Annotated in this window: 20 protein-coding genes and 1 other RNA gene; 4 read left to right on the top strand and 17 right to left on the bottom strand. The window is 47.4% G+C overall.

The window, feature by feature from the left end; genetic code table 11:
- Window positions 1-429 precede the first annotated feature (429 nt).
- Window positions 430-2,991, bottom strand: a complete 2,562-nt coding sequence (locus tag A3848_RS30320) for a fibronectin type III domain-containing protein (protein WP_256702599.1) — start codon at window positions 2,989-2,991, stop codon at window positions 430-432.
- Between the two features lie 416 nt (window positions 2,992-3,407).
- Here A3848_RS30320 and A3848_RS30310 point away from each other — a divergent pair, with 416 nt between their 5' ends.
- The gene (locus A3848_RS30310) at window positions 3,408-5,789 is read left to right on the top strand and encodes a glycoside hydrolase family 94 protein (RefSeq protein ID WP_074088746.1); all 2,382 of its coding nucleotides are present in this window, start codon (window positions 3,408-3,410) and stop codon (window positions 5,787-5,789) included.
- A gap of 218 nt (window positions 5,790-6,007) precedes the next feature.
- Here the strand turns inward: A3848_RS30310 and A3848_RS30305 are convergent, their stop codons facing one another.
- From A3848_RS30305 to A3848_RS32575, 4 genes are all read right to left on the bottom strand, one after another.
- On the bottom strand, window positions 6,008-6,571 hold the full coding sequence (locus A3848_RS30305) for an RBBP9/YdeN family alpha/beta hydrolase (protein WP_074088745.1): 564 nt from the start codon (window positions 6,569-6,571) through the stop codon (window positions 6,008-6,010).
- Between the two features lie 604 nt (window positions 6,572-7,175).
- On the bottom strand, window positions 7,176-7,754 hold the full coding sequence (locus tag A3848_RS30300) for an ATPase (RefSeq protein ID WP_074088744.1): 579 nt from the start codon (window positions 7,752-7,754) through the stop codon (window positions 7,176-7,178).
- Window positions 7,747-7,944: a hypothetical protein gene (locus A3848_RS30295; RefSeq protein WP_038693014.1), complete on the bottom strand. Its 198-nt coding sequence runs from the start codon at window positions 7,942-7,944 to the stop codon at window positions 7,747-7,749. Before A3848_RS30295 ends, A3848_RS30300 begins: the two co-directional genes overlap by 8 nt.
- An 84-nt stretch (window positions 7,945-8,028) precedes the next feature.
- The gene (locus A3848_RS32575) at window positions 8,029-8,265 is read right to left on the bottom strand and encodes a hypothetical protein (protein WP_178382112.1); all 237 of its coding nucleotides are present in this window, start codon (window positions 8,263-8,265) and stop codon (window positions 8,029-8,031) included.
- A gap of 234 nt (window positions 8,266-8,499) precedes the next feature.
- Between A3848_RS32575 and A3848_RS30290 the strand changes: the two genes are divergently transcribed.
- Window positions 8,500-10,944, top strand: coding sequence for a TOTE conflict system archaeo-eukaryotic primase domain-containing protein (locus A3848_RS30290; RefSeq protein WP_074088743.1), 2,445 nt, complete (start codon window positions 8,500-8,502; stop codon window positions 10,942-10,944).
- 158 nt (window positions 10,945-11,102) lie between these two features.
- On the opposite strand, the gene A3848_RS30285 is transcribed toward A3848_RS30290, so the two are convergent.
- The 3 genes from A3848_RS30285 to A3848_RS30275 form a co-directional block, all read right to left on the bottom strand.
- Window positions 11,103-11,789, bottom strand: coding sequence for a hypothetical protein (locus A3848_RS30285; protein WP_178382111.1), 687 nt, complete (start codon window positions 11,787-11,789; stop codon window positions 11,103-11,105).
- Window positions 11,790-12,136: 347 nt separating this feature from the next.
- Window positions 12,137-12,994 carry an AraC family transcriptional regulator gene (locus A3848_RS30280; protein ID WP_074088741.1) on the bottom strand — a complete coding sequence of 286 codons (858 nt, stop codon included), beginning with the start codon at window positions 12,992-12,994 and terminating at the stop codon, window positions 12,137-12,139.
- 14 nt (window positions 12,995-13,008) lie between these two features.
- Window positions 13,009-13,509 (bottom strand): GyrI-like domain-containing protein, encoded by a 501-nt coding sequence (locus A3848_RS30275; protein WP_074088740.1) that lies wholly within the window; start codon window positions 13,507-13,509, stop codon window positions 13,009-13,011.
- A gap of 566 nt (window positions 13,510-14,075) precedes the next feature.
- Here A3848_RS30275 and A3848_RS30270 point away from each other — a divergent pair.
- Entirely contained in the window at window positions 14,076-14,339 is a 264-nt protein-coding gene (locus tag A3848_RS30270) for an AbrB/MazE/SpoVT family DNA-binding domain-containing protein (protein WP_074088739.1), read from the top strand.
- Entirely contained in the window at window positions 14,336-14,770 is a 435-nt protein-coding gene (locus A3848_RS30265; protein ID WP_074088738.1) for a type II toxin-antitoxin system death-on-curing family toxin, read from the top strand. Before A3848_RS30270 ends, A3848_RS30265 begins: the two co-directional genes overlap by 4 nt.
- Before the next feature lie 97 nt (window positions 14,771-14,867).
- Here the strand turns inward: A3848_RS30265 and A3848_RS30260 are convergent, their stop codons facing one another.
- The 9 genes from A3848_RS30260 to A3848_RS30220 form a co-directional block, all read right to left on the bottom strand.
- Complete coding sequence (locus A3848_RS30260; RefSeq protein WP_218619026.1) at window positions 14,868-15,830, bottom strand: amidohydrolase family protein; 963 nt, start codon at window positions 15,828-15,830, stop codon at window positions 14,868-14,870.
- A gap of 221 nt (window positions 15,831-16,051) precedes the next feature.
- Window positions 16,052-16,416, bottom strand: a transfer-messenger RNA (tmRNA) gene (gene ssrA / locus A3848_RS30255).
- Between the two features lie 194 nt (window positions 16,417-16,610).
- Window positions 16,611-17,090 (bottom strand): SsrA-binding protein SmpB, encoded by a 480-nt coding sequence (gene smpB, locus A3848_RS30250; RefSeq protein WP_074088737.1) that lies wholly within the window; start codon window positions 17,088-17,090, stop codon window positions 16,611-16,613.
- 254 nt (window positions 17,091-17,344) lie between these two features.
- Window positions 17,345-20,221: a ribonuclease R gene (gene rnr / locus A3848_RS30245; protein ID WP_083612473.1), complete on the bottom strand. Its 2,877-nt coding sequence runs from the start codon at window positions 20,219-20,221 to the stop codon at window positions 17,345-17,347.
- A gap of 341 nt (window positions 20,222-20,562) precedes the next feature.
- Window positions 20,563-20,796, bottom strand: a complete 234-nt coding sequence (secG, locus tag A3848_RS30240) for a preprotein translocase subunit SecG (protein WP_074088735.1) — start codon at window positions 20,794-20,796, stop codon at window positions 20,563-20,565.
- A gap of 174 nt (window positions 20,797-20,970) precedes the next feature.
- Complete coding sequence (gene eno / locus A3848_RS30235; RefSeq protein ID WP_036726271.1) at window positions 20,971-22,257, bottom strand: phosphopyruvate hydratase; 1,287 nt, start codon at window positions 22,255-22,257, stop codon at window positions 20,971-20,973.
- A gap of 66 nt (window positions 22,258-22,323) precedes the next feature.
- On the bottom strand, window positions 22,324-23,868 hold the full coding sequence (gene gpmI / locus A3848_RS30230; RefSeq protein ID WP_074088734.1) for a 2,3-bisphosphoglycerate-independent phosphoglycerate mutase: 1,545 nt from the start codon (window positions 23,866-23,868) through the stop codon (window positions 22,324-22,326).
- 2 nt (window positions 23,869-23,870) lie between these two features.
- Entirely contained in the window at window positions 23,871-24,626 is a 756-nt protein-coding gene (gene tpiA, locus A3848_RS30225; RefSeq protein ID WP_074088733.1) for a triose-phosphate isomerase, read from the bottom strand.
- Between the two features lie 33 nt (window positions 24,627-24,659).
- Window positions 24,660-25,841: a phosphoglycerate kinase gene (locus A3848_RS30220; protein ID WP_074088732.1), complete on the bottom strand. Its 1,182-nt coding sequence runs from the start codon at window positions 25,839-25,841 to the stop codon at window positions 24,660-24,662.
- Window positions 25,842-25,911: the final 70 nt, after the last annotated feature.

Here is a 25,911-nt window from a genome sequence, read left to right as displayed (position 1 = left end):
ATCAGAAGGTAATACAATTTAAAAATCCGCGAGGAGTCAAACTTCAGTCTATCACTTTATTTCTTTACACCGGTTACGTGGCGGCCAAAATCTTCTGTCTCTGTATTGCCTCAGTGAGACTCACTGAATCCATTAACAGCAGACTTCGGAAACTGTGTCATAGCATGCCTTTTAACCACCACGTATAGTCCAAAACAGCCGTTGAAATGAAAAAAGACACCCTTAGTCGGCACCTTTGGATTTTGTCATGTTGGGATGACTCATCCGGCTGACCGCCTCAAATTGGATTCGTGTATCTCAGGTCATGCTTTTGCCCATGCTGGGCGTACCCATACAAAAAAGCGACCAATGAAGGTCGCTTTTTCTCATACATCATAGGAGCCGAACCGTGAATAAGCAAACTCACAATTCACGGCCCTTCGATAAGTGTTAGTTCAATGAATCTAAGAGATCCTTAATCTGTGGATTAAGGGATAATGTATTCAGAATAATCGTTATTGCTTCCGCACGTGTAGCCTTACCATGAGGATTAAAGGTACCATCGTTCATCCCATTGACAATACCCGCTTTAGCTATATCCTTAATGGCTTGGGCAGCATAGGAGCTTGCATTGGATAAATCCGTAAAATCGCCCCTGGAATCATCTTTGTTCACAGCACTCAAGTTTACAATACGTGATACAAGAACAGCTATTTCTTCACGGCTGATCGCTTGGTTCGGCCGGAATGTTCCGTCTCCATAACCACTAAGAACCCCTGCACCAACCAGCTCTTCAATCGCTTCTTTTGCCCAATGACTGCTAATATCACTCACAGCAACTGAAGGGCCAGTAGTAGCGCTCATATCAAATACCCGGGAGATAAGCATTGCGAACTCCGCACGTGTGATATTGCCATTAGGCTTAAACTGTCCGTTCTCATAGCCGCGGATAAAATTAAGATTTACGAAAGTTTCTATTGTCTTTTCGGCCCAGTGTCCTTTACTATCAGCCAAATCATTCTTAACACCTGCTTTGATAGCCTCCGCTATCTTAGACCCGATAGCTGAAACTAAGCCCACTTCATCAATAATACTGCTGTTGAATGCATTATCAGCTGGTGTTGGTGTTACTGTCGGTGTCGGTGTCGGTGTCGGTGTCGGTATTACTGTTGGTTTTGGTGTTGGTTCACTGGGTGGCACGACTAGCGCCACAGCATTGGAAGCTGCAGAGGCTGTACCACTACCCAGAGCATTTACCGCCTTCACCGTAAAGGTATATGTGACTCCGTTGGTCAGTCCCTCTACCGTAATCGGACTTGCTGTGCCCACTGCCGAGATATTTCCCGGCGAGGATATAACTTCATAATTCGTTATCGGACTGCCTCCATTAACTGACGGTATATCGAAGCTAATCGTAGCTTGCCCATTGCCAGCTGTTGCCGACACATTTGTTGGAGATGCTGGAACGGTGACAGGTATTGCACTCACTTCATTGGAAGCAGCACTGTCTCCCCCCGGATTCGTTGCCTTAACAACAAAATAGTAAGGGGTACCATTTTCCAACCCTGTTACATCATAGCTGTATGTTGAACTGCTTACCGTAGCTTCTTCCGCTCCATAAGCCCCGGAAGTCGTACTTTTGTAAATTTTATAACCTGTGGAGCCGTCAATTGAATTCCAAGTAAGGCTTACTTTCGAATTACTCGCCGTAACAGGCAGTAGTACAGGTGCTCCTGGCACTGGAACTTGCGGCGTTGCGCTGACTTCATTTGAGCTACCGCTTGAACCTCCAGGGTTGCTTGCCTTGACAACGAATTTATACGTTGTTCCGTTGGTCAGGCCTGTTACCGTGTAGGTGTAGGTTGCACCACTCACTGTTGCTACTGGGGTAGGATCGTAGGAATCCCCAGCAGTTCGCGAGTACAGAGCGTAGCCGGCTGCTCCTTGAGCACCATTCCAGCTTAGTGTCGCTTGTCCATCACCGGCTGCCGCCGCAAGTCCTGTTGGTGCTGCCGGGGCTGGCATCTGCGGAATAGCACTGACTTCATTTGAGCTACCGCTTGAGCCTCCGGCATTGGTTGCCTTGACAACGAAATTGTACGTTGTTCCGTTGGTCAGGCCTGTTACCGTGTAGGTGTAGGTTGCACCACTCACTGTTGCTACTGGGGTATGATCATAGGAATCCCCAGCAGTTCGCGAGTACAGAGCGTAATCGGCTGCTCCTTGAGCACCATTCCAGCTTAATGTCGCTTGTCCATCACCTGCTGTCACCGTGAGTCCTGTCGGTGCTGCCGGGGCTGGCATCTGCGGAATAGCACTGACTTCATTTGAGTAAGCACTATTGACGTTATTTTTACTAGATTTAACCGCAAAATAATAGGTTTCCCCGTTCGTCAGTCCTGCAATTGTTGCAGTTGTTCCAGTGAGATTGGCTACCGGAGTGACGTCATATACACCTGGTGCAGATCCTTGATAGACGTCATAGCTCGTTGCATTCGATACGCCGCTCCAGTTCAACGTCACTTGGCTGTCTCCTGCTGTAGCCGTTAATCCAGTTGGCGCTGACGGAATATCGGAGTACAATTCAAACTCAGTAATATCCGGGAAAAGTGACCACGCTGTAATCGTTACCTTCACATATCGTGCACTGACAGGTTGAGGTAATGTTCTAGAGAGCTTAACATTCGTATTTCCGGACACTGTATCTACTTCTGCCCACGTTAAATCATCATTGCTTATTTCAAGCTTGATCGCACTATTGTACCGACCAGTCAATGTTTCTACAGCGTACTTATTAAATTGTGTTACTGAACCTAAGTCAACCTTAAGCCAAGGAGGTGTACTTGTATTTGCCGGTCCCCATTCCGATCCTGAATTGCCGTCAACTGCATAGCTTGCATAAGCATAGCCACCCCATACACTACTGGCTGTCGCTGTTTTATTTAATGCTAAGTTAGTGCTGCTGGCGCCTGCATACACAGGAATCGTTCCTACCAGAATAAATAATGCCAATAACAAAACCATACTTCTTTTAATCATATACCTCTTTCACTCACCCTTCTAGTTTTCAATGATAATGGTCTTCTTTATGAGGCATCCTGCTCTCCCACATAAGATTCTCCATAATTCGACATAAAGTGATTTTATCAGATAATCCCAATAAAATCCTTATAAAATACGTATATCAAAAAATAAAATGTTTGGTAGATCACCATAGCACCATAGGCAAGAGAGATAGCAATATTCATCTGAAGTGGAAGGGTGTATTGAGCTAGAAAAACACTCAATATTTTGTTGTTTTTTTCTTAAATATGGGGTTATAGACTAACTGAAACTATCTTATAATAAAATTGGGATTGGATATTATACCCATTTGTGAACGCGCGTTTACAAAGGGCCAGTTAACCACTTTAATAGGAGGAATGGTTATGCAATATGGTTATTTTGATGAAAAGAACAAAGAATATCTCATTACAAAACCGAATACCCCTGCACCTTGGGCGAACTACCTCGGATCGCCGGAATACGGCGCCATCATTTCTGGCAACGCAGGAGGCTATAGCTTTGTAAAATCCGGAGCAAACGGGCGGCATATAAGGTACCACTTCAACTCCAAGGACGAACCGGGACGCTACATTTACGTGAGAGATCTGGAGAACGGGGATTATTGGTCCGGCTCCTGGCAGCCGGTTGGCAAGGATCTGGAACAGTACAAATCTGTGTGCCATCATGGAACCGGATACACGAACATCGTCTCGGATTATGACAACATTCATACAGAATCATTATATTACGTGCCGCTGAACAGATCCTACGAAGTATGGCGCATGAAGGTCCGCAATGATGGCTCCAAGGCCCGGAAGCTGGCACTCTTCGGATTTGTCGAATTCACCAACGATAACAATTACGAACAGGATACCGTGAACCTTCAATACACTTTGTTCATTTCACGGACCTATTACAACAACAATAAGATTCTGCAAGTGATCAACGAAAACACACCCGAGGAGCAAAGCTGGAGATTTTTCGGCGCTGCAGGTGCGGAGGTAACCGCCTACGATGGCGACCGGGATACATTTCTCGGCGATTACCGCAGTTACGGCAATCCGTCCTCCGTGGAAAAGGGCCAATGTGCCAATTCGCTGAACTATAACACCAATGCCTGCGGTGCCCTGCAGATCAACGTGGATTTGCAGCCAGGAGAAGAGAAGGAAATTGTATATCTCCTCGGACAGTATGACGAGAAAGGCGCGTCCGAAATTCTTAGCCATTATAAAGATTTGTCCGTTGTTGACAAGGAGCTCGAAGAGCTGAAGACATTCTGGCACAGTAAGCTTAACCGCTTCCAGGTCCAGACACCAAGCGACAATCTGAACAACATGATCAACACTTGGAATGCATATCAATGCTTCATCACTTTCATCTGGTCACGTGCGGCCTCCTTCCAATACTCCGGTCTGCGTAACGGACTCGGCTATCGGGATACCGTGCAGGATATTCAAGGCATCATTCATCTTGATCATGAGATGGCACTTGAGCGTCTGCGGCTGATGATCTCGGCTCAGGTCTCCAACGGCGGCGGTCTGCCGCTCGTAAAATTCAACCATAACCCCGGACATGAGGGCACGCCCGACGATCCGGAATACGTGCGTGAGACCGGTCATCCTCATTATCGTGCCGACGATGCCTTATGGCTATTCCCGACCACCATCAAGTATTTGAATGAAAGCGGTAACTGGGACTTCACGGATGAAGTGATTCCCTATTCAAACCAAGGCGAAGCCACGGTTTACGAGCATCTGCGCCAAGCCCTTCAATTCAGCCTGGATCGAATGGGTGCCCACGGTATGCCGGTCGGTCTTCATGCGGACTGGAACGATTGTCTGCGTCTTGGAGCTAAGGGAGAGTCACTATTCGTCGCCTTCCAACTGTATATGGCCTTTAAAGTATTCATTGAAATCGCACAGAACAAGAACAAGCCTGGCGATGCGGAGTGGGCGCAAGGTCTTCTTGATGAGTTGGACGGAAACATTCAGAAGCATGCCTGGGAGAATGATCAATTTGTCCGCGGCTTTACAGAGGATAACTATACGATCGGCTCCTGGGAGAACGATGAGGCAAAAATCTGGCTGAATCCGCAAAGCTGGTCCGTACTAAGCGGTGCCGCCCGCCCGGATCAGGCGAAGCTCTCCATGGACAAAGTGTACGAGAATCTGCGTACCGATTATGGCACCATGCTATTCTATCCGCCATTCCGGAAATATGGTTTGCCCGTAGCACTGATGGCCCTTTTCAACCCGTCAACCAAAGAAAATGCCGGCATCTTTAGCCAGCCACAGGGATGGCTCATTCTGGCGGAAACGATGATCGGCAACGGTGAACGTGCGTTCGAGTATTTCTTGAACTGCAGCCCAGCTAGCATGAACGATAAAGCCGAAATCCGCAAACTTGAGCCTTACGTGCATGGTCAGTTCGTTGAGTCTAAAGATAGCCCCTATCAAGGCCGGGCACATGTCCACTGGCTCACCGGAACTGCCTCGACCGTGATGGTCTCTCTAGTGGAGGGCATCATGGGAGTACAACCGCAGATCGATGGCCTTCGGATCAATCCGTGCGTGCCCTCCGACTGGACAGACTTCTCCATGGTGCGGGAATTCCGCGGATTGAAGCTGAACATTCAGGTGGAGAACAAGAACAGCGTACAAAAAGGAGTTACCCAAATCGTCATTAACGGTGAGGAAATTCAAGGTGACCTAATTCCTCTCACCAAAATGCAGGCAGAAAACACCGTACGGGTTATCATGGGGTAAGACCTTTTTAATAAGGATAAACAAGTGCCCTTATAGTTAAAAAAAACAGCGGCAGTCCAGGACTTTGTTCTCGCGTCCAGGGTTGCCGCTGTTTGTATTATTGGATCAGTTTGGTCACTGACTTTATGAGTTCGTTTTTTACCATAATTTTTGCAATGTTGAGCTATAACCTCTTGATCAGAATCACTGATCATTAAGGACCTTGTTCGTCCACTCTTTTATAGTGTAACTTGCTGGTTTAAGCACACATCGAGAATCCACGGCCATGGACCGTAGCCCGCTTCTACGTTGATGTGACCCATTTTAGACAACATAACGCAAGGGACCCCTAAATCTAAATATTGAGAAACATCTTCTACCGAACAATAAGGGTCTGTTGAGGATAAAACAAACAGCGCCTTTTCCGCCACCGTTGCAATCTCAGCCAAGTTATCCGGTACAGGGAAAAACGTCATCACAGGCTCATATTTCAAAAATGGCGAAGGCGGTGCTACCAGAATCGCTCGCTGAATTTTTCGTTTCGGATGTGAAGTCGCATAGTGAAACCACATAATGCACGCTAAACTGTGAGCTACAACGATTACTTCTTCCTCCTGCGGAATTTCTTCAAGAACAGAAGATAAATAGTCAAGCCAAATATCCTTATCGGGCTGATCCTTGTCTGGAAAATCAGGAAAATAGACTTGTTCACCTTGCTTCACCAGCTCTTGCTGTAACCATCTTTGCCAATGATCGGGTCCACTGCCGCCGACTCCATACAAAAGAAGAAAACTTCTACTCATGATAACCATACCTCCACAATAGTCGTATAAAATTATGATTGCATCCTTCTCGATTCTGCTAAACCTTGTATTCTTCTTGTTTTAGATAAATGTCATTATACAGTAAAGCAAATTGAAATAATTCATATTTTACATGAGTAGATGCTCATGACATGTACACAAGTGACCTCTCCCCCAACTTACTTTAACCCAGTCAGTGAACTAATAAATAAAGTAGCCATAATTGAACAAGAAATGGCTACCGAGAAGGGGATTGAGATCGGCACAATTCTCATCGCCGAAGGTAATTATCACTGTTTACGTGACGGCCAAAGCCTCCCGTCTCCGTATAGGCTCAGTGAAACCCACTGTATCTATTAACCGTAAGCCTCAAAAACCACATCATAGTAAGCTTAACAACCGCCACGACTAGTCCAAAACAGCCGCTAAAATGAAAAAAGACACCGGTTAAGGTGTCTTCAATGATACTCCATATGGGGCCGAGGGGTGGACGTGCAGAGCCACATTTCGGCGGGGGGTGCTGTTGGAATTGTACGCAGTTGCCGGTTAGCAAAGACGTTACAAATCCCTTGCTCTCGCATAACTGGCCCTAATTTGGACCAACTTAATACAAGTACAATGCCAAAGCTCCCCTAGCCCACGTAGGAATCTCTTGTCTACAAAAGCTGATTTGTGAACGTTTGATTTCTGCCACAACCTCAGGTTCACTGGTGTTGTCGATCATAGTGACTTCATCTGAAATCTCCAAAGCAGGCTTGAGGTTACTTAAAGATTGTCCATATCTCCACCGGATATCTTCTTCCGCAATCCAGTGCCCTCCCTGCTCCACTCTTGAAGCTACCCGGTCAATATGCATTTGCACATCCTGCAAACCAATATAATACATGACGACTTTATAACCTTGTTCCTTAGCTGTCTTCATATGACGTAAAACAAAACTTCCCGACAGAGTAGTTTCTATAGCAAAATTTTCTTTTCGCCCGATTAATTCCCTTATTTGCTTTACAGCTTCCCGTCCGGCAGACAGGTCTGCACTTCTGGGATCTTCCGGGTTCATCCTTTTGGCAATCTGGTCAGGATCAACAATGGTTCCAACATAATCCCTCATTTGAAAGCTGATTGTGCTTTTCCCGGCCCCATTAGTACCAGCAAAAACCGTCATTACAGACTCCCAATCAGTCATGACTAACAAGCTCAGTGCGATTTCCGGCTACATCGTAAGTAATCTCGAATTTTTGCCCAGTGGCATCTTCACGTATCCGTTTGCCGTCTTTTATATAATAAATGGAGGCTCCAGCCTTTTTGGCCTCTGCGACTGCATGCTGATTGGCCTTTTTCAATAACCGTTGCAATTCTTCTCTTTGGGGCAGCATTAGGATAGCACCTCGCTCGAATTTCGAATTTATTTTATAATATTATAACACAATCCTTATGGTTAAATAATTCGTCCGTATACGCTACTCAAGGTCTTCCTCTTCATCCACGTGTCCTAAATAATCGCTATACAACTCCATCATCCCATCTCCAAAACCCCAGCCAATATCCTGACTGCTCTGCATTAATTCGTTGCATCGATCTACAAACTTGTCTTCCAATTGATTGTCCACAATATACTTTAGAGCTTGTTCATATATGCTTGAAATAGTACGATAGAATCTTTCGTCTATATCTCCGTATGAAACTGTAAAGTCCACTCTTGGTCGGGAAATAACGCCGAATGATAATGCTCTTGAATAATTGGATGTTTCTTGGCCAAATTCAAGATTTCAGCCTCAAGTTCTTCCCTCGTAAGATTGTTTAAATACTTTTTAATGGTTGAGGTTCTTAATTTTTGCATTATTTTAATCTCCTTAATCGGGTTATAATTTCCAGTATTATTACTCAGCAGCTTACAAGGTATAATATAAATAAAACGCGAGGACCAATCAATGGACAATATGGAGGACAAATATAATGCGGCTCTGGCGCATATTGAAGAACTTAAGCTGGAAATCTCCCGGTTGAGAAATCTGCTAAAGCTCCCTATTAATGAAAATATATCAATTAGGAATGAGCAACTGCCGTCTTATACGACGTCTAAGTCAGCAGTTAATAAAGAACCGACCGTTAAAGAATCCAATGTTCACCGGTACTCTACCGTAGAGGAGAAGCTCGCCCTGTATAAAAGTTATTTTCGCGGCAGAGATGATGTATACCCGGTCCGCTGGAGCAATAAGCAAGGCAAGTCCGGATACTCGCCCGCCTGCGCCAATGAATGGACTTCTGTTTGCGAGAAACCCCGGATAAAGTGTTCGGTTTGCAAACACCAGAGCTTCATGCCCCTTACAATCGAAGTGCTCTCAGCTCATTTAGATGCACGGCAAGACCGGACGATTGGTATCTATCCCATGCTGCCGGATGAGACCTGCTGGTTTTTGGCCATGGATTTTGACAAACATGATTGGAAGCAAGATGTTACTGCCATAATGGAGCTATGTAAAATCCATGAAATCCCCGCACTCTTAGAGCGCTCGCGTTCCGGCAATGGGGGGCATATCTGGATTTTCTTCAGTCAAAATATTGAGGCGGCTACAGCCAGAAGATTTGGAACGACCCTGCTGAGTCTAACCATGAACAACAGATATCAGATCGGCATGGAGTCCTATGACCGCATGTTTCCCAATCAGGATACACTGCCTAAAGGCGGATTCGGCAACCTCATTGCCCTTCCACTTCAAGGGGGGCCGCGTAAACAGGGAAACAGTGTCTTTGTTGACGAGCATTTTGAGCCCTATGCCGATCAATGGGGGATATTATCCGAACTTGGCAAGATGGGCGAAGACCTAGTGAAGCAATTTATATACAAGCACGGAGAGCGTGGACTTTTTAACAATGACAGTATTACAGCGGGATTAGACCACGAAGCAGATGGATTGACCTTGTTACAAGAGAACCAGACTCAGATCGAAGACATCCTGATGGAACCTTTGCCTGCTGAAATAGAGATTCTGCAATCGGATCGTCTGTATATCCTCAAGTCTGGACTTCCCTCAAGCGCAATTCATGCTCTGATCAAAATAGCTTCCTTCTCCAACCCTGATTTTTATAAAGCCCAAGCGATGCGGCTCTCAACCTACGGTAAACCCCGGGTGATCTCATGTGCAGAGGACCAGGAAGATTACGTGGTTCTTCCGAGGGGATGCTTGCAGGAGTTGTTATCCTTTTTCGAGCATAATCAGATCACAGTATCGATTGACGATCAACGCACGCCTGGAATTCCCATAGAGGCAGAGTTCACCGGTACGCTTACCACTCTTCAGGATACAGCAGCCCGAGCGGTTCTAAGCCGGGACATAGGCGTTCTCTCAGCGGCAACCGCATTTGGTAAAACTGTTGTAGCAGCCAGCATCATCGCTTCAAGAAAGACAAACACTCTTATTCTGGTGCATCGCCGGGAGCTAATGGAACAATGGCAGGAGCGTTTGCAAACTTTTCTCGAAGTCTCACAGCAGGCAATCGGATTGATCGGCGGCGGCAAAAACAAACGAACCGGCATTATCGACATTGCCGTCATTCAGAGCCTCAACTATAAAGGGAATGTTAAGCCCTTTGTAAGTGAATACGGCCAAGTCATTGTAGATGAATGCCACCATGTATCCGCCTACAGCTTCGAACAGGTTCTGCGGGAAGTCAAAGCAAAGTATGTATTTGGCTTAACGGCCACACCTAAACGGCAAGACGGACAGGAAGCCATTGTACGGTTCCAGCTTGGACCTGTGTTATTGAAGGTGGATGCCAAAAGCTTAAGCAACTCCAGAGGATTTTCATTAAGGGTGGTCCCCCGTTATACTCACTTTCAGATCAAGCCTGGAGAACAAACTTCCGGAATTCAGGACATCTATCAGCAGCTTGTAGACAACGAGGAGCGTAATACACTTATTTTTGACGATTTGCTAACCTGCCTGGATGAAGGCCGCTCTCCGCTGCTACTGGTTGAACGGACCGCTCATGCTGAATATTTTGCAAAGAGATTACATGCCTTTGCCAAAAACGTAATTGTGCTTAGAGGCGGAATGGGGAAGAAGCAACGAGAAGCTTTACGCGCCCAAATTGCTTCTATTCCAGAAGATCAGGAGCGAGTAGTTATTGCTACCGGCAAGCTGATCGGAGAGGGCTTCGATGACGCCAGACTGGATACCTTGTTCCTCGTCCATCCGATCTCTTGGTCAGGTACCTTGCAGCAATATGCAGGCCGCCTGCACCGAAGTCACATCAATAAAGAAGAAGTGAAAATATATGATTATATTGATCTGCAGGTCCCTATGTTGATGGCGATGTTCAAGAAAAGAGTAAAGGGTTATCGGAAGATGGGATATAAGGGAGCGGAGTTGTAGGAAAGTGCGTAAAAAAGAATAGGCGTGTTGAACCCCTTTCCCCAAGAGGGCCTTAATGCCTTGCTGGGAAAGGGATTCTGGAAACTGAAGCGTGGCTTGATAAATCCACAATTCGCCGCCGCGTGATGTTGAGGTTGCATGGGGAGGTGGCCTAAGATTCAACCAGCCTCTTGAGGAACGATTACTGTCTGAGTTGTTAACGAATAAACAACACCATCATCAACCCTGAAACATTTATCACCATTTGATGTATTTAGTTTTATTCGTTTTATAATTGCTTTAGCTCGTTCCCAATACACTTGAACATCTTCCGCTTTGAAAATTTGGTAAGCATCTATCCATACAACAGGCCATTCACCGTTATTAACCTTTAACAAGGCTGGTTCAACCAGACCTCCAAGTGTTACCTTAATGGCTAATCCTCGGCCTCTTCTTCTTAAATTATCGACTTTTTTCAAAACATTGAAGTTAAAATAAGAAACACGCTCTCGATCCTCGGCAAAAGTAAAGTAATCGCCGCATCCTTCACAAGTTAATTCAATTGCATGAATCTCATCATTTTGATGATCCCGAGGATTTTTACAGTGTCTAAAGCGAAAAACAGTGCAACAATTTCTGCATTTCAAAACACTATCACAAGCATCTTTCAACAGTTCCATGAGATCTCCGATAAATTCATTTCGAAAATCTTCGGCATCTTCTTCCGTTAAATCACGAGTTATCTTCATTAGTAATTGGAGAACTGAAAGTAGTTTCCCTTGCTGAACCTTTTCACTAATTAATTTCTTGAAGTCGGTCAGTTGAGCATTGCTTTCCTTCTCAAGAGTCGTCAATAACACATTCATCCCCCCAAATCTATTGATCCTCTCTACTATAATTAGCAAAATAGAAGATTAATATACTTGGGAAACACGAAATGAAAGACACTCTCATCACGGTGATAGAACTTCCAAAAATAAAATTACCATCAATCGCGCCATTTCAAACGTTACTGACAGTACTTTGATTTGCGCCCTTACTGACCCCCTGTCCATGCCACTTAAATATTGTGGTTTTATATGTACAAGGGTTCTAGCAACTGAGGGGAGCCGAACCCCCGTCCGAAGATAACGGCACATAAGTTTCTACGAGTGTAGTCACAGTTTTGATGTCACCCGATACACTCCTCTTTAACGTGCCGTGCGGCTTTCATTTATTTGATTGGAATATATATTCCCAACTCACAGTCGGAATGGCCGGCTTTGAATTCATAATACTCAATGGTATCCAGTTCAGCTAACTCATAGCCTGATTCAGGTAACCAAACTCCGTATATGAACTGGTATGTGTCTTTTAAGTGCTGGATGGAATCTTGATGTGAAAAGACCGCATACTTTGAGCTTGGAATCCTTCTACTTATCATTCCTGAAGGAATTTGCTTAGATGGAACAACTTCCGTGCAAGCGATATAGGAAAATTCATTTTCATCTGTGATATCTGGATAATATTCGCATATTCCTAAACGGTCTTCCGACAAGGACAGGCATTCAATCTCTGGCCATCTTTCATTAAAAGCAGTCCACAGTTCTGTTATCATGCCAGGCCCTGGCAGTACCATCGCTTGGAGACCCATAACTTGAAATTCTTTTTTGTACACAACCTTTGTATGAACCGATAAAGAAGACAGGTTTGCTCGTTTTTTGTTTAAGTACTGGTCTATATTTGCTTTTTCGTAAAGAACAATAACATCCTTGTCTCTTCTGTACCTGCCCGGTGTAATTCCGAACTGTTTCGTAAAAGCACGGCTATAGGTTTCTTGTGATTCAAAGCCATACTCCATGGCAATCTCAATGATCCGTTTCTCGCCGGCAAGCAATTCAATGGCACTCTGACTTAATCTCCGTTTACGAATATATTCCTTCACCGATTCCCCAACCAAGCCTCGAAAAATCCGATAAAAATGAGTCATTGAAAAAAATGTCTGCTCCGCAATAATATTCGGACTTAAATCTTCTGTTAGGTGTAGTTCAATAAAATCAATTGTTTTCTGAACCTTATCGTAATAATCCATCTCATCATCCAGTTCTATTTAGCATATTTTTCTTTTATCGGCAGCCAGAACTCATAACAATTCCCTTTATTTATTTTAGGAGGCGGGTAGGCTTCTATTTCTGGTACATTTGCATGAACATATGAAGAATTAGGGAGCCATTCTCCAAATGCATACAGTTCAGCCTCAATTAGGGCTTCGACGGTTGCTCCGTAATTTTCAAAGATTGCCCACATCGAAGCAGGCACCGTATACTCCTCCAAGTCCCAGCCCTCTGGGGCATAATCACTCTCCGTAGCGACATAAAACCAAAAGCTTCTATTATCCGGGTCATTTTCTACCCTTGAAACACCTATGGAATAGCTATTCGTAACTGTATCCTCAAGATTATTATGGCTATTTCGGAACAACTCCGTCAAACCCTCTTGTCTGCATTTTTCCCAAAATTGACCGAACATTTCGTTATCCTGTTCTACCCACGTTCTACGTCCATAAATTTTGAATTCTGATTTGCTTTCTATTCTCACATTTACCACGAAATCGACCCCTTTCTTGTTTTATAACAGAAGTATATCTATTTGAGCCGACTCTTTTTTGATATTTCTTACCCAATTCGTCTGCACGGGTTAGGTTATGCGGCTGTGAAATGAGGCAATCTACACAAGTACGCTTTGTTGCACCCAACATAAGTACTGATTTAGCAATTGCATAGAAAGATTTGAGTTCCTTGAGTAACAAATAATTTGACTATATGACAAAAAAATACACCGGTTAAGGTGTCTTCTACTTTACTCCATATGGAGCCGAGGGGAGTCGAACCCCTGTCCGAAGATCAAGGCATATAAGTTTCTACGAGTATAGGCACAGATTTGATGTCACCCGAGTATCGCCCCGTAACCGGTTATACGTTGGGTAAGCCTGATTATCTTCTTCTGCTGACCCCAGGCGGAGACCAGACAGCGTATCCCACTACTTGTTAGCCCCTATCCCTGTCACATGGGCGATGCAGGATGTGCTTACTAGCGCTTAGCATATTTACGTTAAGTACTCCACAATGTATAATTGTTATAACAGTTAAATTTGATAATAATGAGGATTTCTAATGAAAAGAGTGGTTGAAATGGAACGAAAAGTTACAAAGTTTGGGAACAGTTTAGGCATAACAATGACTGATGCTCTGAAACAAATAGGGCTGGATCAAGGTGATACCGTTCTTATCGACGTAAACCAGTCTACTGGAGAAATCATTATCAGAAAATCAACAAAGGTGTCGCTTCCCAATGGGATTAGTAAAGATTTCATGGATTCTTTGGCGGATGTCATTAATAAATACGATCAGACATTACAAGGTCTCAAAGACAGATGACCCTAACCCGTTATTTATCCGTTCAAGAAGTCATAGCCATTAACTTTGCAATGATTCAACGTTACAGTCCAGGTGAACAAATTGGTGTAAAAGACCCGGGGTTGCTCGAATCCGCAGTCCTCCGCCCACAATCTTCAGCTTTTGAAGAAGACGCTTACCCCACCATATTTGAAAAAGCTGCCGCTTTGTTTGAGTCCCTAGGTCAAAACCATCCCTTTCACAATGCAAATAAACGCACTGCTTTTACAGCACTCGTTATTTTTCTAAGCTACAATCAGTTGCGCTTTAATATGGATGTTAAAAAAGCAGAGGATTTCACAGTAGATATGGTTAACCATAAATATGAACTCCAGGTATTAGCTAAGATTATTCAAGCACATTGTGTCCCTAACGAAATTATAAGAAAAAACACAAAAAAGCGGCCATTATAGGTCGCTTTTCTAATACTCCATATGGAGCCGAGGGGAGTCGAACCCCTGTCCGAAGATAACGCTTCTACGAGTGTAGTTAAAATCTCTTAACCAGTTGTTACTCTTTAAGACCTGTCAGACGGATTTCATTTAGCTCCTCCGCGGTTAATAATCCGGATTTGTACAAATTCATGTACTCTTGAGATACGCTTTGATTAAAAATCAGCAAATCATCCGTATTAATCGTCACCGGGATTCCAAAATTATAAAGCTCGCGAATTGGATGGCTACCGTAATTCTCCACCACACTAAGCATAATATTGCTTGTTGGACAGACATTCAATTGAATATGGTGATCGGACAACCACCGCATAATCTGAGGTGAGCGGGCTGCCGCGATCCCATGATGAACCTCTTGGAGCCCTAACTCTTCAACGGCCTCCCTTACATCATCAGCAGTTCCGAATTCCCCCACATGAGCTTTTAAAACCAGACCCGCAGATTTTGCGGCTCTGTAGATGGACTTGAAGTATGCAATAGGCTGAGCAAATTCATCACCGCAGATATCTATAGACCGGAACCACCGGAAAGCCAATATTTCATCGATCCGTCCGTAAATTTCATCGATATTGCAGGCCCGGTCCAAGGCTAGTTCCGGTAGAAACTGTGTTTTGGGAGCAAAAACACGATGAAGATCGTCAATTATTTGTGAAAATAGCTCCATTCCTCCCAAAGTATCAATCTCGTCTATTCCGAAGCTTAATACCAATCTCTCTATGTGATCTTCAGCCGCCTGAACAAAGGAAGCTTCAATACGTTTCAAATAGCCTTGTATACCGGGACAATGGCGTTTTACATGTTCAACAAACCAGCTTTGCATTCCAAGCAATGATTGAAAGGGTTCTGAAGGCGGTTGAATTCTAACGTTAGCCCATACGCCAATATATTGAATCGTCCCTCCACGTCCGGCGTGATTATGCAAATCGCTTTTCGGAATGGTTTGTAAATTCGTTAGAGATTCATTCATCAAGCTATCCATAAAAGTTTGTTTTATAGAGAACTGCTCAAGATCAGCTGACAACCTTAACAACTCCTTCAAGATATTGGAATGCTATATAGCCAATACTCCCACACCATAAAATCACTGTCAATGCATTTTGCCGGTCGAGCGATATTCATCGGGGTATACTCTTGATGAGTCAGCACCCCGCGTTGCCAAGGCTCTGCAGCTACCACATACCCTTGAATAACTCCCAAAAACATGAAAAAAGACACCCATTAAGGTGTCCTCTACTTTACTCCATATGGAGCCGAGGGGAGTCGAACCCCTGTCCGAAGATAACGGCACATAAGTTTCTACGAGTGTAGTTACAGTTTTGATGTCACCCGAGTATCGCCCCGTAACCGGCTATACGTTGGGTCAGCCTGATTATCTTCTTCTGCTGACCCCAGGCGGAGACCAGACAGCGTATCCCACTACTTGTTAGCCCCTATCCCTGTCACATGGGCGATGCAGGGTAGAAGCACGCACACAGGTTATTAAGCTGCGAAAGCGTAGTTGTTTTGTTGTTTGCCGTTTAATAGGCTTTAGCGTTGATGAAGCGGACGCGTCCCCACTACTCGCTGCTCATGCTCGAACTACCCCCGTCGAATCCAAGAACGGCCCCTCATTAGAAAGGGCGCTTCGGATCAAGCGGATCTTCTAGCAAAAGAGATCCAATCCACAGTCTCTAAGATTAGAAGACTGTCACGAAGCAAAAATCTTACTTACACAGTATAGCACACTTATCAACACTTTAACACGTGGGTTAAAGGAATTGAAGGGTAGATCTGGAACTCCAGGAAGTGCCGCACCATCGGCTTATCTGGCGATCTTTTGTTTCTCACGCAGCGCACGCGCGATGTCGCGTTGAGCATCTTTTTTGGCGGCGGTGTCGCGTTTGTCGTATTGCTTCTTCCCCTTACCCAAGCCGATTAGCAGCTTCGCGTAGCCATTGCGCACATACACCTTCAGCGGCACAATCGAGTAGCCATCCTGCTTGGACAGACCGAGCAGCTTGCTAATCTGCACCTTATGCATCAGCAGCTTGCGTGTGCGTGTCGGGTCCGTCGGGTTATTGCGGTTCCCCTGTTCAAAAGGGCTGATGTGCATGTTGTGCACATGAATCTCGCCGTTCCGAATGGTGGCAAAGGCATCGCCAATGTTAGCGCGGCCATTCCGAAGCGACTTGATTTCCGTACCGGTCAGCACTAAGCCAGCTTCATAAGTGTCCTCGATAAAATAATCATGGGAAGCTTTTTTGTTCTGGGCGAGCACTTTCCCGTCTGCTTTTTTACCCATGAAAGTCACCCCTTGAATCGAATTTCCCGTTTGCACGGAGTCAAATGTCAGATCTATATTGTATCAAAAGCAATCCCACGAACGCAAGGAAGGATGATTCTCTCCTGTGCTGACACAGATCAGGCGATTGTACCAAGAACGCTAATGGAACAAATTGTACTAAGGATCATTAATTCTGCGAAGTATATCAATTCTTATCTAAAAAAAAACGCTGCCTCCTCACACAGGAAGCAGCGCCTTATATCGTATTCAGCTTACTCTTGCGTTTTTTTCTTTTTCTTGCGACGGCCACTGCCCTCAGGGCTGCCGCTCTTGTCGCTCTGCTCCACATTGCCCGGTGTCACGGAAGGGCTGATGAAGACGCTGCCCTTCTTTTTCTTCTTGCGGCGGCTCCTGCCTTCGCCGCCGCTGCTGCGGCCCTCGGCCGCTGGCCCGCTGCCGAGATCCTCGCGGCTGCGGAACAGCGTGCTGGCGTCCACGCCGCGCAGCTCGCTACCCTGCTCTGCTCCGCCGGAAGGGGCGCCGTAGCCGCCCTTGCCGGAGCCGAAGCCGAAGCTGATGCCGCGTCCCCCGGCACCGCCTCCGGCCTCTCCGCCGCGGCCACGCCCGCCGCTGCGGTCCCGCTCACGCGGCGCGCTGGTCCCGCCAGCCTCGCCGCGGTTCACGGCCGCGAACGCCCGGCGCGCGGCCTCTGCTGGACCGCCGCCGCGCTTGCTGCGTCCGCCAGCCGGCGCACCGCCGCTGGCTTCTTCCGCTGCGCGCGGCCCTTCCCCGGCGCGAGCTACCGCGCCGGGCTTGCCCTTGCCGGCGTGCGCTGCGCCGCCGGTTTTGCCCTTGCCCGCGCCGCCAGCGCTGCCGGGCTTACCTTTACCTGCGGCGCGCCCCTTGCCGCCGCCGGCTTTGCCACCAAGCGGCTTGGCGAAGCCGCCGCCGCCCGCTCGGCCGCCCTTGCCGCCACGCCCGCCATAGCTGCGGTGCTCGCCCGCGGCGCGCGGCTTCATGTCGACCAGCTCGAAGTCGATCGTATGGTCGTCCATGTTGACCTTGGCGACACGAATCTTTACCTCGTCGCCAATGCGGAACACCTTCGAGGTGCGCTCCCCGATGAGCGCCATATGGCCTTCGTCGAAGTGATAGTAATCATCGCTAAGCGCGCTGAGGCGGATCAGGCCTTCGACGGTATTTTCCAGCTCGATGAACATTCCGAAGCTGGTGACACTGCTGACCATGGCATCGAATTCCTCGCCAACCTTGTCCTGCATGTACTCGGCCTTCTTCAACTGTTCCGTATCGCGCTCAGCTTCTACGGCTACACGCTCGCGTTCCGAAGATTGCTGGGCGATTTCCGGCATCCGGCTGGCGAGATATTCATGACGCTTCTCTGTGAGCGCCCCGCCATTCTCGATGACCTCACGCATGACGCGGTGAATGACAAGATCCGGATAACGGCGGATCGGTGATGTGAAATGGGAGTAAAACTCGGCTGCCAGCCCGAAATGGCCTGTGCTCTCCGCATCATACTTCGCCTGCTTCATAGAGCGCAACATCATGGTACTGATGACGGTCTGCTCCTTCGTTCCTTGAATCTGTTCTAACAGATCCTGAAGGGCGCGTGGATGTACGGAATTGCCCCGGCCTTTGACATGATAGCCAAAGTTCGCCGCGAAGGCCATGAAGTTCTGCAGCTTCTCCGGGTCCGGATCTTCGTGAATTCGGTATAGGAATGGCACCTTCAGCCAGTGGAAATGTTCAGCCACAGTCTCATTGGCCGCCAGCATGAATTCCTCGATGATCTGCTCAGCCACGGACCGCTCGCGTTTCACGATATCTATAGCCTTGCCGCTCTCATCAACGATAATCTTGCTCTCTTCAAAGTCGAAATCGACCGCCCCACGCCGCATCCGGGCACCCCGCAGCTTCATCGCTAGTTCTTTCATCAGACGGAAGTCGTCGATCAGCGGACTGTAGCGCTCCAGCAGCTCGGGATCTTCGTCTTCGACGATTTTGCGGACATCGGAATACGTCATTCTCTCTTTGGTGCGGATCACGCTCGTAAAGACATCATGCTTCACGACCTTCATATGCTCGTCGAATTCCATCTCACAGGACATCGTCAGCCGGTCCACCTTGGGATTCAGACTGCAGATACCATTCGACAAGCGATGAGGCAGCATCGGAATCACCCGGTCGACCAGATACACGCTACAGCCGCGGTCATAAGCTTCTTTGTCCAGCTCAGAGCCTTCACGTACGTAATAACCAACGTCCGCGATATGCACACCCAGCTTGTAGTGCCCATTCTCCAGACGAGACACGTTCACCGCATCATCCAAATCCTTGGCGTCCGCACCGTCGATGGTGACAATGTTCAGACCGCGCAGATCGCGGCGTCCCTGCTGGATGATCTCGTCCTCGGTAATCGAATCCGGGGCCTGCTCCGCTTCATGCATCACTTCACCCGGAAAAGCCTCCGGCAGCTGATGCTTACGGATCACCGACAGAATGTCCACACCCGGGTCATCCTTATGCCCCAGAATCTCAATGATTTCCCCCTCAGCCGCTGCGCGGCCCTCCGGGTAATTCACAATACGGACTACAACCTTCTCACCGTCAACCGCACCTTTGAAGGACTGCTTCGGAATAAAAATATCCCGGTTAATCCGCTTGTCATCCGGCAGCACAAAGCCATACGTCTCCAGGCTCTGGAACACACCGACGGTCTGCAGTACCCCTCTTTTGACGATCCGCACGACTTCGCCTTCCATACGCCCGCCAGACGGACTACGTGATGTAATGCGAACCAGAACGATATCGCCGTTCATCGCACCTTTCAGGTCATTGGCATTGATATAGATATCGGGATGATCGCGGTCATCGGGGATGAGAAAAGCAAACCCCTTCGCGTGTGCCTGCACACGTCCGCGTACCATATCCATGCGCTCAGGCACCCCATAACGGGCATTGCGGGTCAGAATCATTCTTCCATCCTGCTCCAGCAAGAGCAGCAAATCCTCGAATGCTTTGAACGACTCGCTCTCCTCTATCGCGAAATGGCTCACCAGTTCGTCATATGTGAGCGGTTTATAAGCGGTCTCCCGCATGAAATCCAGTAATTGTTCCTGTGTTATCAATTTCGTCACCTCGGCCCTCCGCAGCATTCTTATGCCGCTGGCATATATGTATGTCTTGTCCTCTATTGCCTGTGTGTATTCCAGTAAATTTTACCTTTATATACTCATACCCTAGTATACACGAAATCAATCCCCGGCATCCCTTTTATGATCAACCGACGGTTAACACAGCACAAAATTTTCTCAACCGCAAAACTTGTATATTCCAAAACAACCCCACAAAGCAGACCTGGGCATGAAGCTTACTCAGGTACTTTGCGGGGCCCCTTTAATCGTATACGTAACAAAAAAGCCTCCGCCCCATTCTATAGAGAACAGAGTGAAGGCTTGCTGTTAGTAATCTAGTCTACCAGAACGGCCACAAGGATCGACATAATGAAAAATCCTGCTGCCAGTCCAACCGTTACACGCTGCAGTACGAGCTCCATACCGCGTGCTTTTGTTTTACCGAAGAGATGCTCAGCACCGCCGGAGATGGCACCGGAAAGACCTGCGCTTTTCCCTTTTTGCAGAAGAACGACCGCAATCAGACCGACGGAAAAAATCAGGAGCACTACTTTCAAAAAGATATCCATTCACTTCCACCTCCTACGTCCAAGCATCACTATCTATGCTAATTTGGGATTCACGTTTCATAAACAGCATTTTAATTTTATCATAGCCAAGATGCGAATACAACCAATTGAGTACAGATAGGCAAAAAAAGCCTGCCGAATCCGGCAGGCTCTATATACTTTGCTCAAAAGGAATTATCTTTTGAGGTTGTAGAAGGATTTCAGGCCGTTGTATTGAGCCAATTCGCCCAGTTCATCTTCGATGCGAAGCAACTGGTTGTATTTAGCAACACGGTCTGTACGGGAAGGAGCACCTGTTTTGATCTGACCAGCGTTAGTTGCAACAGCGATGTCAGCGATTGTGCTATCTTCGGATTCACCGGAACGGTGGGAGATTACTGCTGTGTAACCAGCACGTTTAGCCATTTCGATAGCATCGAAAGTTTCAGTCAGTGTACCAATCTGGTTAACCTTAACCAGGATGGAGTTACCGATACCTTTTTCGATACCAGTTGCCAGACGCTCAGTGTTCGTAACGAACAAGTCATCACCAACCAGTTGGACTTTGTCGCCCAATTTTTCAGTAAGCAATTTCCAGCCATCCCAGTCGTCTTCGGACATACCGTCTTCGATGGTGATGATTGGGTACTTCTCAACCCATGAAGCAAGCAGGTCAACATACTCAGCGGAAGTGTAAGATTTACCTTCGCCAGCAAGTGTGTATTTACCGTCTTTGTAGAACTCAGTGGAAGCTACGTCCATACCTAGGAATACGTCAACGCCTGGTTTGTAACCGGCTTTTTCGATAGCTTCGATGATTGTAGTGATTGCTTCTTCATTCGAACCAAGGTTCGGTGCGAAGCCGCCTTCGTCGCCTACAGCTGTGTTCAGGCCTTTGGATTGCAGTACGGATTTCAGGTTGTGGAAGATTTCCGCACCAGTACGAAGAGCTTCTTTGAAGCTTGGAGCACCTACAGGAAGAACCATGAACTCTTGAACGTCGATGTTATTGTCGGCATGCTCACCACCGTTGATGATGTTCATCATTGGTACTGGAAGAGTTTTAGCATTGAATCCGCCCAGATATACGTACAAAGGAATGTCCAAAGCTGTTGCTGCAGCGCGGGCTACGGCCATGGATACTGCCAGGATTGCGTTAGCACCCAGCTTGCCTTTGTTAGGAGTTCCGTCCAAAGTGATCATCAATTTGTCGATGCCCACTTGGTCAAGAGCGTCCATACCGATTACTTCTGGAGCAATAATTTCATTTACGTTCTCAACAGCTTTCAGAACGCCCTTGCCCATGTAACGGGATTTATCGCCATCACGAAGCTCTACAGCTTCATGAGCGCCTGTGGAAGCGCCGGAAGGAACGATAGCGCGGCCTTTAGCGCCGGATTCCAGATAAACATCAACCTCTACAGTAGGGTTACCGCGGGAGTCGAGGACTTCGCGAGCATATACATCAGAAATAATAGTCATGTAAGTTAATCTCCTTTTAACATAGGTTATAGTCTTGCAGGTCTTACAGGTCTGGCAGGGTACTGACTATTTGCGGCTGGCAATCATGGACTGTCCGGTCATTTCCGCAGGTTGCGGAAGTCCCATCAGATCTAAGATCGTTGGTGCCACGTCTGCGAGAATACCGGATTCGCGCAGTACAACATTTTCGGTGGTTACAATGAAAGGAACCGGGTTGGTGGTATGTGCCGTGAACGGACGACCATTCTCGTCAAACACCATATCCGCATTACCGTGGTCGGCAATGATGATGGCAACGCCGCCTTTGGCTACAACTGCATCCACAACCTTACCCACACATTCATCCGTTACTTCCACAGCCTTGATGGTTGGCTCCAGCATACCGGAGTGTCCTACCATGTCAGGGTTCGCAAAGTTCAGGATAATGGCATCTTGTCTGTCTGCCTCGATTTCCGCTACGCAGGCCGCCGCCACTTCGTATGCGCTCATCTCAGGCTGAAGATCATAGGTTGCCACTTTTGGTGAGTTAATCAGGATACGGGTTTCGCCAGGAAGCTCTTCATCGCGTCCACCGCTGAAGAAGAAGGTTACGTGCGGATACTTCTCGGTTTCCGCGATACGCAGCTGCTTCTTGTTCTGCTGTACAAGCACTTCACCCAGTGTATTGTCCAAGTTCTTAGGCGAATATGCCACATAGCCTTGAACAGTCTCACTGAATGTAGTCAAACATACAAAATGCAGGTTCTGCGGGAATAATGGACCCCGGTCGAAGCCGCGGAAATCCGAATTCGTGAATACCTGGGACAGCTGAATAGCACGGTCCGGGCGGAAGTTGAGGAACACGACGGAATCGCCGCTCTCAACAGTCGCTGTCGGTTTGCCTTCGCTGTCTACAATTACGCTAGGCTCAACAAATTCATCATATACAGAGTTCTGGTAAGATCCAGTAATCGCCTGCAGAGCATCAGTATATTTCGGGCCTTCGCCATAAACCATAGCGCGGTAAGCCTTCTCTACACGTTCCCAGCGTTTGTCACGGTCCATCGCGAAGTACCGTCCGGATACCGTAGCAATCTTGCCTACGCCCACTTCTTCAATCTTGGCGATCAGCTCCTGAACGAACTTCTGTCCGCTGTCAGGAGGAACGTCGCGGCCATCCATGAAAGCATGAATATACACTTCGTGCATATCTTCTTTCTTGGCCAGATCGAGCATAGCAAACAGGTGTTTGATATGGCTATGCACCCCTCCGTCGGATACAAGCGCATACAGGTGAAGCTTCTTGCCGGTTGACTTAGCGCTTCTTACAGCAGCAACCAGTGTTTCGTTCTCAAAGAATTCCCCATCACGGATCGACTTATCGATACGGGTCAGGTCCTGGTATACGATCCGGCCGGCACCGATGTTAAGGTGACCCACTTCGGAGTTCCCCATCTGTCCTTCCGGCAGGCCCACAGCTTCGCCGCAAGCGGTAAGCGTAGTGTTCGGATACTGCTTCAGGTAACGGTCATAGTTCGGCTTGTTGGCTTGGGCAACAGCATTGCCTTCAATCGTATTACGCAGACCGAAACCATCCATGATGATCAAAGCAACGGGTTTTGGTGCTGACATCCTTACTTCGCCCCCTCAACCAATGAAACGAACGAAGCAGGCTGCAGGCTGGCACCGCCGACGAGCGCGCCGTCGATGTCACTCTGACCCATGTACTCCGTAACATTCTCAGGCTTCACACTACCGCCGTATTGGATACGCACTGCTTCAGCAGTCGCTTCATCGTACAGGTCTTTTACAAGTGTACGGATGTAAGCGATAACTTCATTGGCATCCTGGGAAGTAGAGGATTTACCTGTTCCGATAGCCCAGATTGGCTCATAAGCAATAACGACACTTGCAGCCTGCTCTGCGCTAAGGCCGGCAAATGCGCCTTCGGTTTGAACTTTGCAAACATCTTTTGTCTGGTTAGCTTCACGCTCTTCGAGCTTTTCGCCTACACATACAATTGGAGTGATGCCGTGGCGGAATGCCGCATGCATCTTCTTGTTCACGATTTCGTCTGTCTCGCCAAAGTATGCACGGCGTTCAGAGTGGCCGATGATCACGTAATCTACACCAAGGTCTTTCAGCATTACGCCGCTGATTTCGCCTGTGTAGGCTCCGTTATCTTCGAAGTGCAGATTCTGTGCGCCAATCTTAATGCTGGTACCCTTGGCTGCTGCAACCAGTGCTGGCAGGTTCGTGAATGGTGCGCAGATTACGGTTTCTACGCCTTTCACTTCTGCTTGGCCTTTGACTTCAGCGAAAAAGCCTTCCGCTTCGGAAACGGTTTTGAACATTTTCCAGTTCCCGGCGATAATAGGTGTTCTGCTCATAGTAATGGAATGCCTCCTTCTACCTTCTACGTCTTACTTGTCGTTCAGTGCTTCTACGCCAGGAAGTGCCTTGCCTTCCATGAACTCGAGTGATGCGCCGCCGCCAGTGGAGATATGGTCCATTTGGTCAGCCAGGTGGAATTTCTCTGCAGCTGCTGCGGAATCACCGCCGCCGATGATCGTATAACCTTCGGTTGTTGCGCAAGCCTGAGCTACAGCCTTGGTTCCTTCAGCAAAGATGTCGATTTCGAACACGCCCATAGGTCCGTTCCATACAACCAGCTTGGAGTTCTTGATCACATCTGCATAGAGTTCGCGAGTCTTAGGACCGATGTCCAGACCCATCCAGCCTGCTGGGATTTCATTGATGTCTACTACCTTGGTATTCGCGTCTGCGCCGAACTTGTCAGCTACAACAACGTCTACCGGGAGCAGGAAGTTCTTGCCAAGTTTTTTAGCCTTTTCGATAAATCCGAGCGAAGCTTCGAGCTTCTCGTTATCTACCAGGGATTCGCCGATTTCGAAGCCTTGAGCTTTGGTGAAGGTGTAAGAAAGGCCGCCGCCGATCAATACGTTGTCAGCCAGAGTCAGCAGGTTGTCGATAACGTCGATTTTGTCTTTAACTTTGGAGCCGCCGATGATGGCAGTGAAAGGACGTTCAGGGTTCGAAAGAGCTTTGCCCAGAACGGACAGTTCCTTCTCCATCAAAAGACCGGATACAGCCGGCAGGAAGTGAGCGATACCTTCAGTGGAAGCATGTGCACGGTGAGCTGCGCCGAATGCGTCGTTGACGAACAGATCAGCCAGTTCTGCGAACTGCTTAGCCAATTCAGGATCGTTCTTTTCTTCGCCCGGATAGAAACGGACATTCTCAAGCACAAGCACATCGCCATCGTTCAGTTCAGCGATTTTTGCTTTTACTGCTTCGCCGATAGCTTCATCAGCTTTGGCTACCGGTTTGCCGAGCAGCTCGGACAGACGCACAGCAGCCGATGTCAAACGCATGGAATCAACGAATTGGCCTTTAGGACGGCCCATGTGGCTGGCCAGAATGACCTTTGCACCATTCTCAATCAGGTATTTAATTGTTGGAAGGGTTTCGCGGATACGGGTATCATCTGTGATCTTGCCGTCTTCCACTGGCACGTTGAAATCTACACGTACGAATACGCGCTTGCCTTTCACTTCTACATCACGGACACTTTTTTTGTTCATGATTAATTTTCCTCCACACCCAAAATTGGTACAACCACGAATTCATTTAGAAAGAGCGGAAACAAGGAAC

Source organism: Paenibacillus sp. P32E, assembly GCF_001909085.1.
Lineage (GTDB): Bacteria > Bacillota > Bacilli > Paenibacillales > Paenibacillaceae > Paenibacillus_AQ > Paenibacillus_AQ helianthi.
This window is presented reverse-complemented; position numbering and strand designations above follow the sequence as displayed.

Coding starts and splice junctions, on each gene's coding strand:
- A3848_RS30285 (WP_178382111.1), bottom strand. CDS start 11,789: ATGAATGTGTTATTGACGACTCTTGAGAAGGAAAGCAATGCTCAACTG.
- A3848_RS30290 (WP_074088743.1), top strand. CDS start 8,500: ATGGACAATATGGAGGACAAATATAATGCGGCTCTGGCGCATATTGAA.
- A3848_RS30220 (WP_074088732.1), bottom strand. CDS start 25,841: ATGAACAAAAAAAGTGTCCGTGATGTAGAAGTGAAAGGCAAGCGCGTA.
- A3848_RS30300 (WP_074088744.1), bottom strand. CDS start 7,754: ATGACTGATTGGGAGTCTGTAATGACGGTTTTTGCTGGTACTAATGGG.
- A3848_RS30310 (WP_074088746.1), top strand. CDS start 3,408: ATGCAATATGGTTATTTTGATGAAAAGAACAAAGAATATCTCATTACA.
- A3848_RS30295 (WP_038693014.1), bottom strand. CDS start 7,944: ATGCTGCCCCAAAGAGAAGAATTGCAACGGTTATTGAAAAAGGCCAAT.
- tpiA (WP_074088733.1), bottom strand. CDS start 24,626: ATGAGCAGAACACCTATTATCGCCGGGAACTGGAAAATGTTCAAAACC.
- secG (WP_074088735.1), bottom strand. CDS start 20,796: ATGGATATCTTTTTGAAAGTAGTGCTCCTGATTTTTTCCGTCGGTCTG.
- A3848_RS30265 (WP_074088738.1), top strand. CDS start 14,336: ATGACCCTAACCCGTTATTTATCCGTTCAAGAAGTCATAGCCATTAAC.
- smpB (WP_074088737.1), bottom strand. CDS start 17,090: ATGGGTAAAAAAGCAGACGGGAAAGTGCTCGCCCAGAACAAAAAAGCT.
- A3848_RS30270 (WP_074088739.1), top strand. CDS start 14,076: ATGAAAAGAGTGGTTGAAATGGAACGAAAAGTTACAAAGTTTGGGAAC.
- gpmI (WP_074088734.1), bottom strand. CDS start 23,868: ATGTCAGCACCAAAACCCGTTGCTTTGATCATCATGGATGGTTTCGGT.
- eno (WP_036726271.1), bottom strand. CDS start 22,257: ATGACTATTATTTCTGATGTATATGCTCGCGAAGTCCTCGACTCCCGC.
- A3848_RS30305 (WP_074088745.1), bottom strand. CDS start 6,571: ATGAGTAGAAGTTTTCTTCTTTTGTATGGAGTCGGCGGCAGTGGACCC.
- A3848_RS30280 (WP_074088741.1), bottom strand. CDS start 12,994: ATGGATTATTACGATAAGGTTCAGAAAACAATTGATTTTATTGAACTA.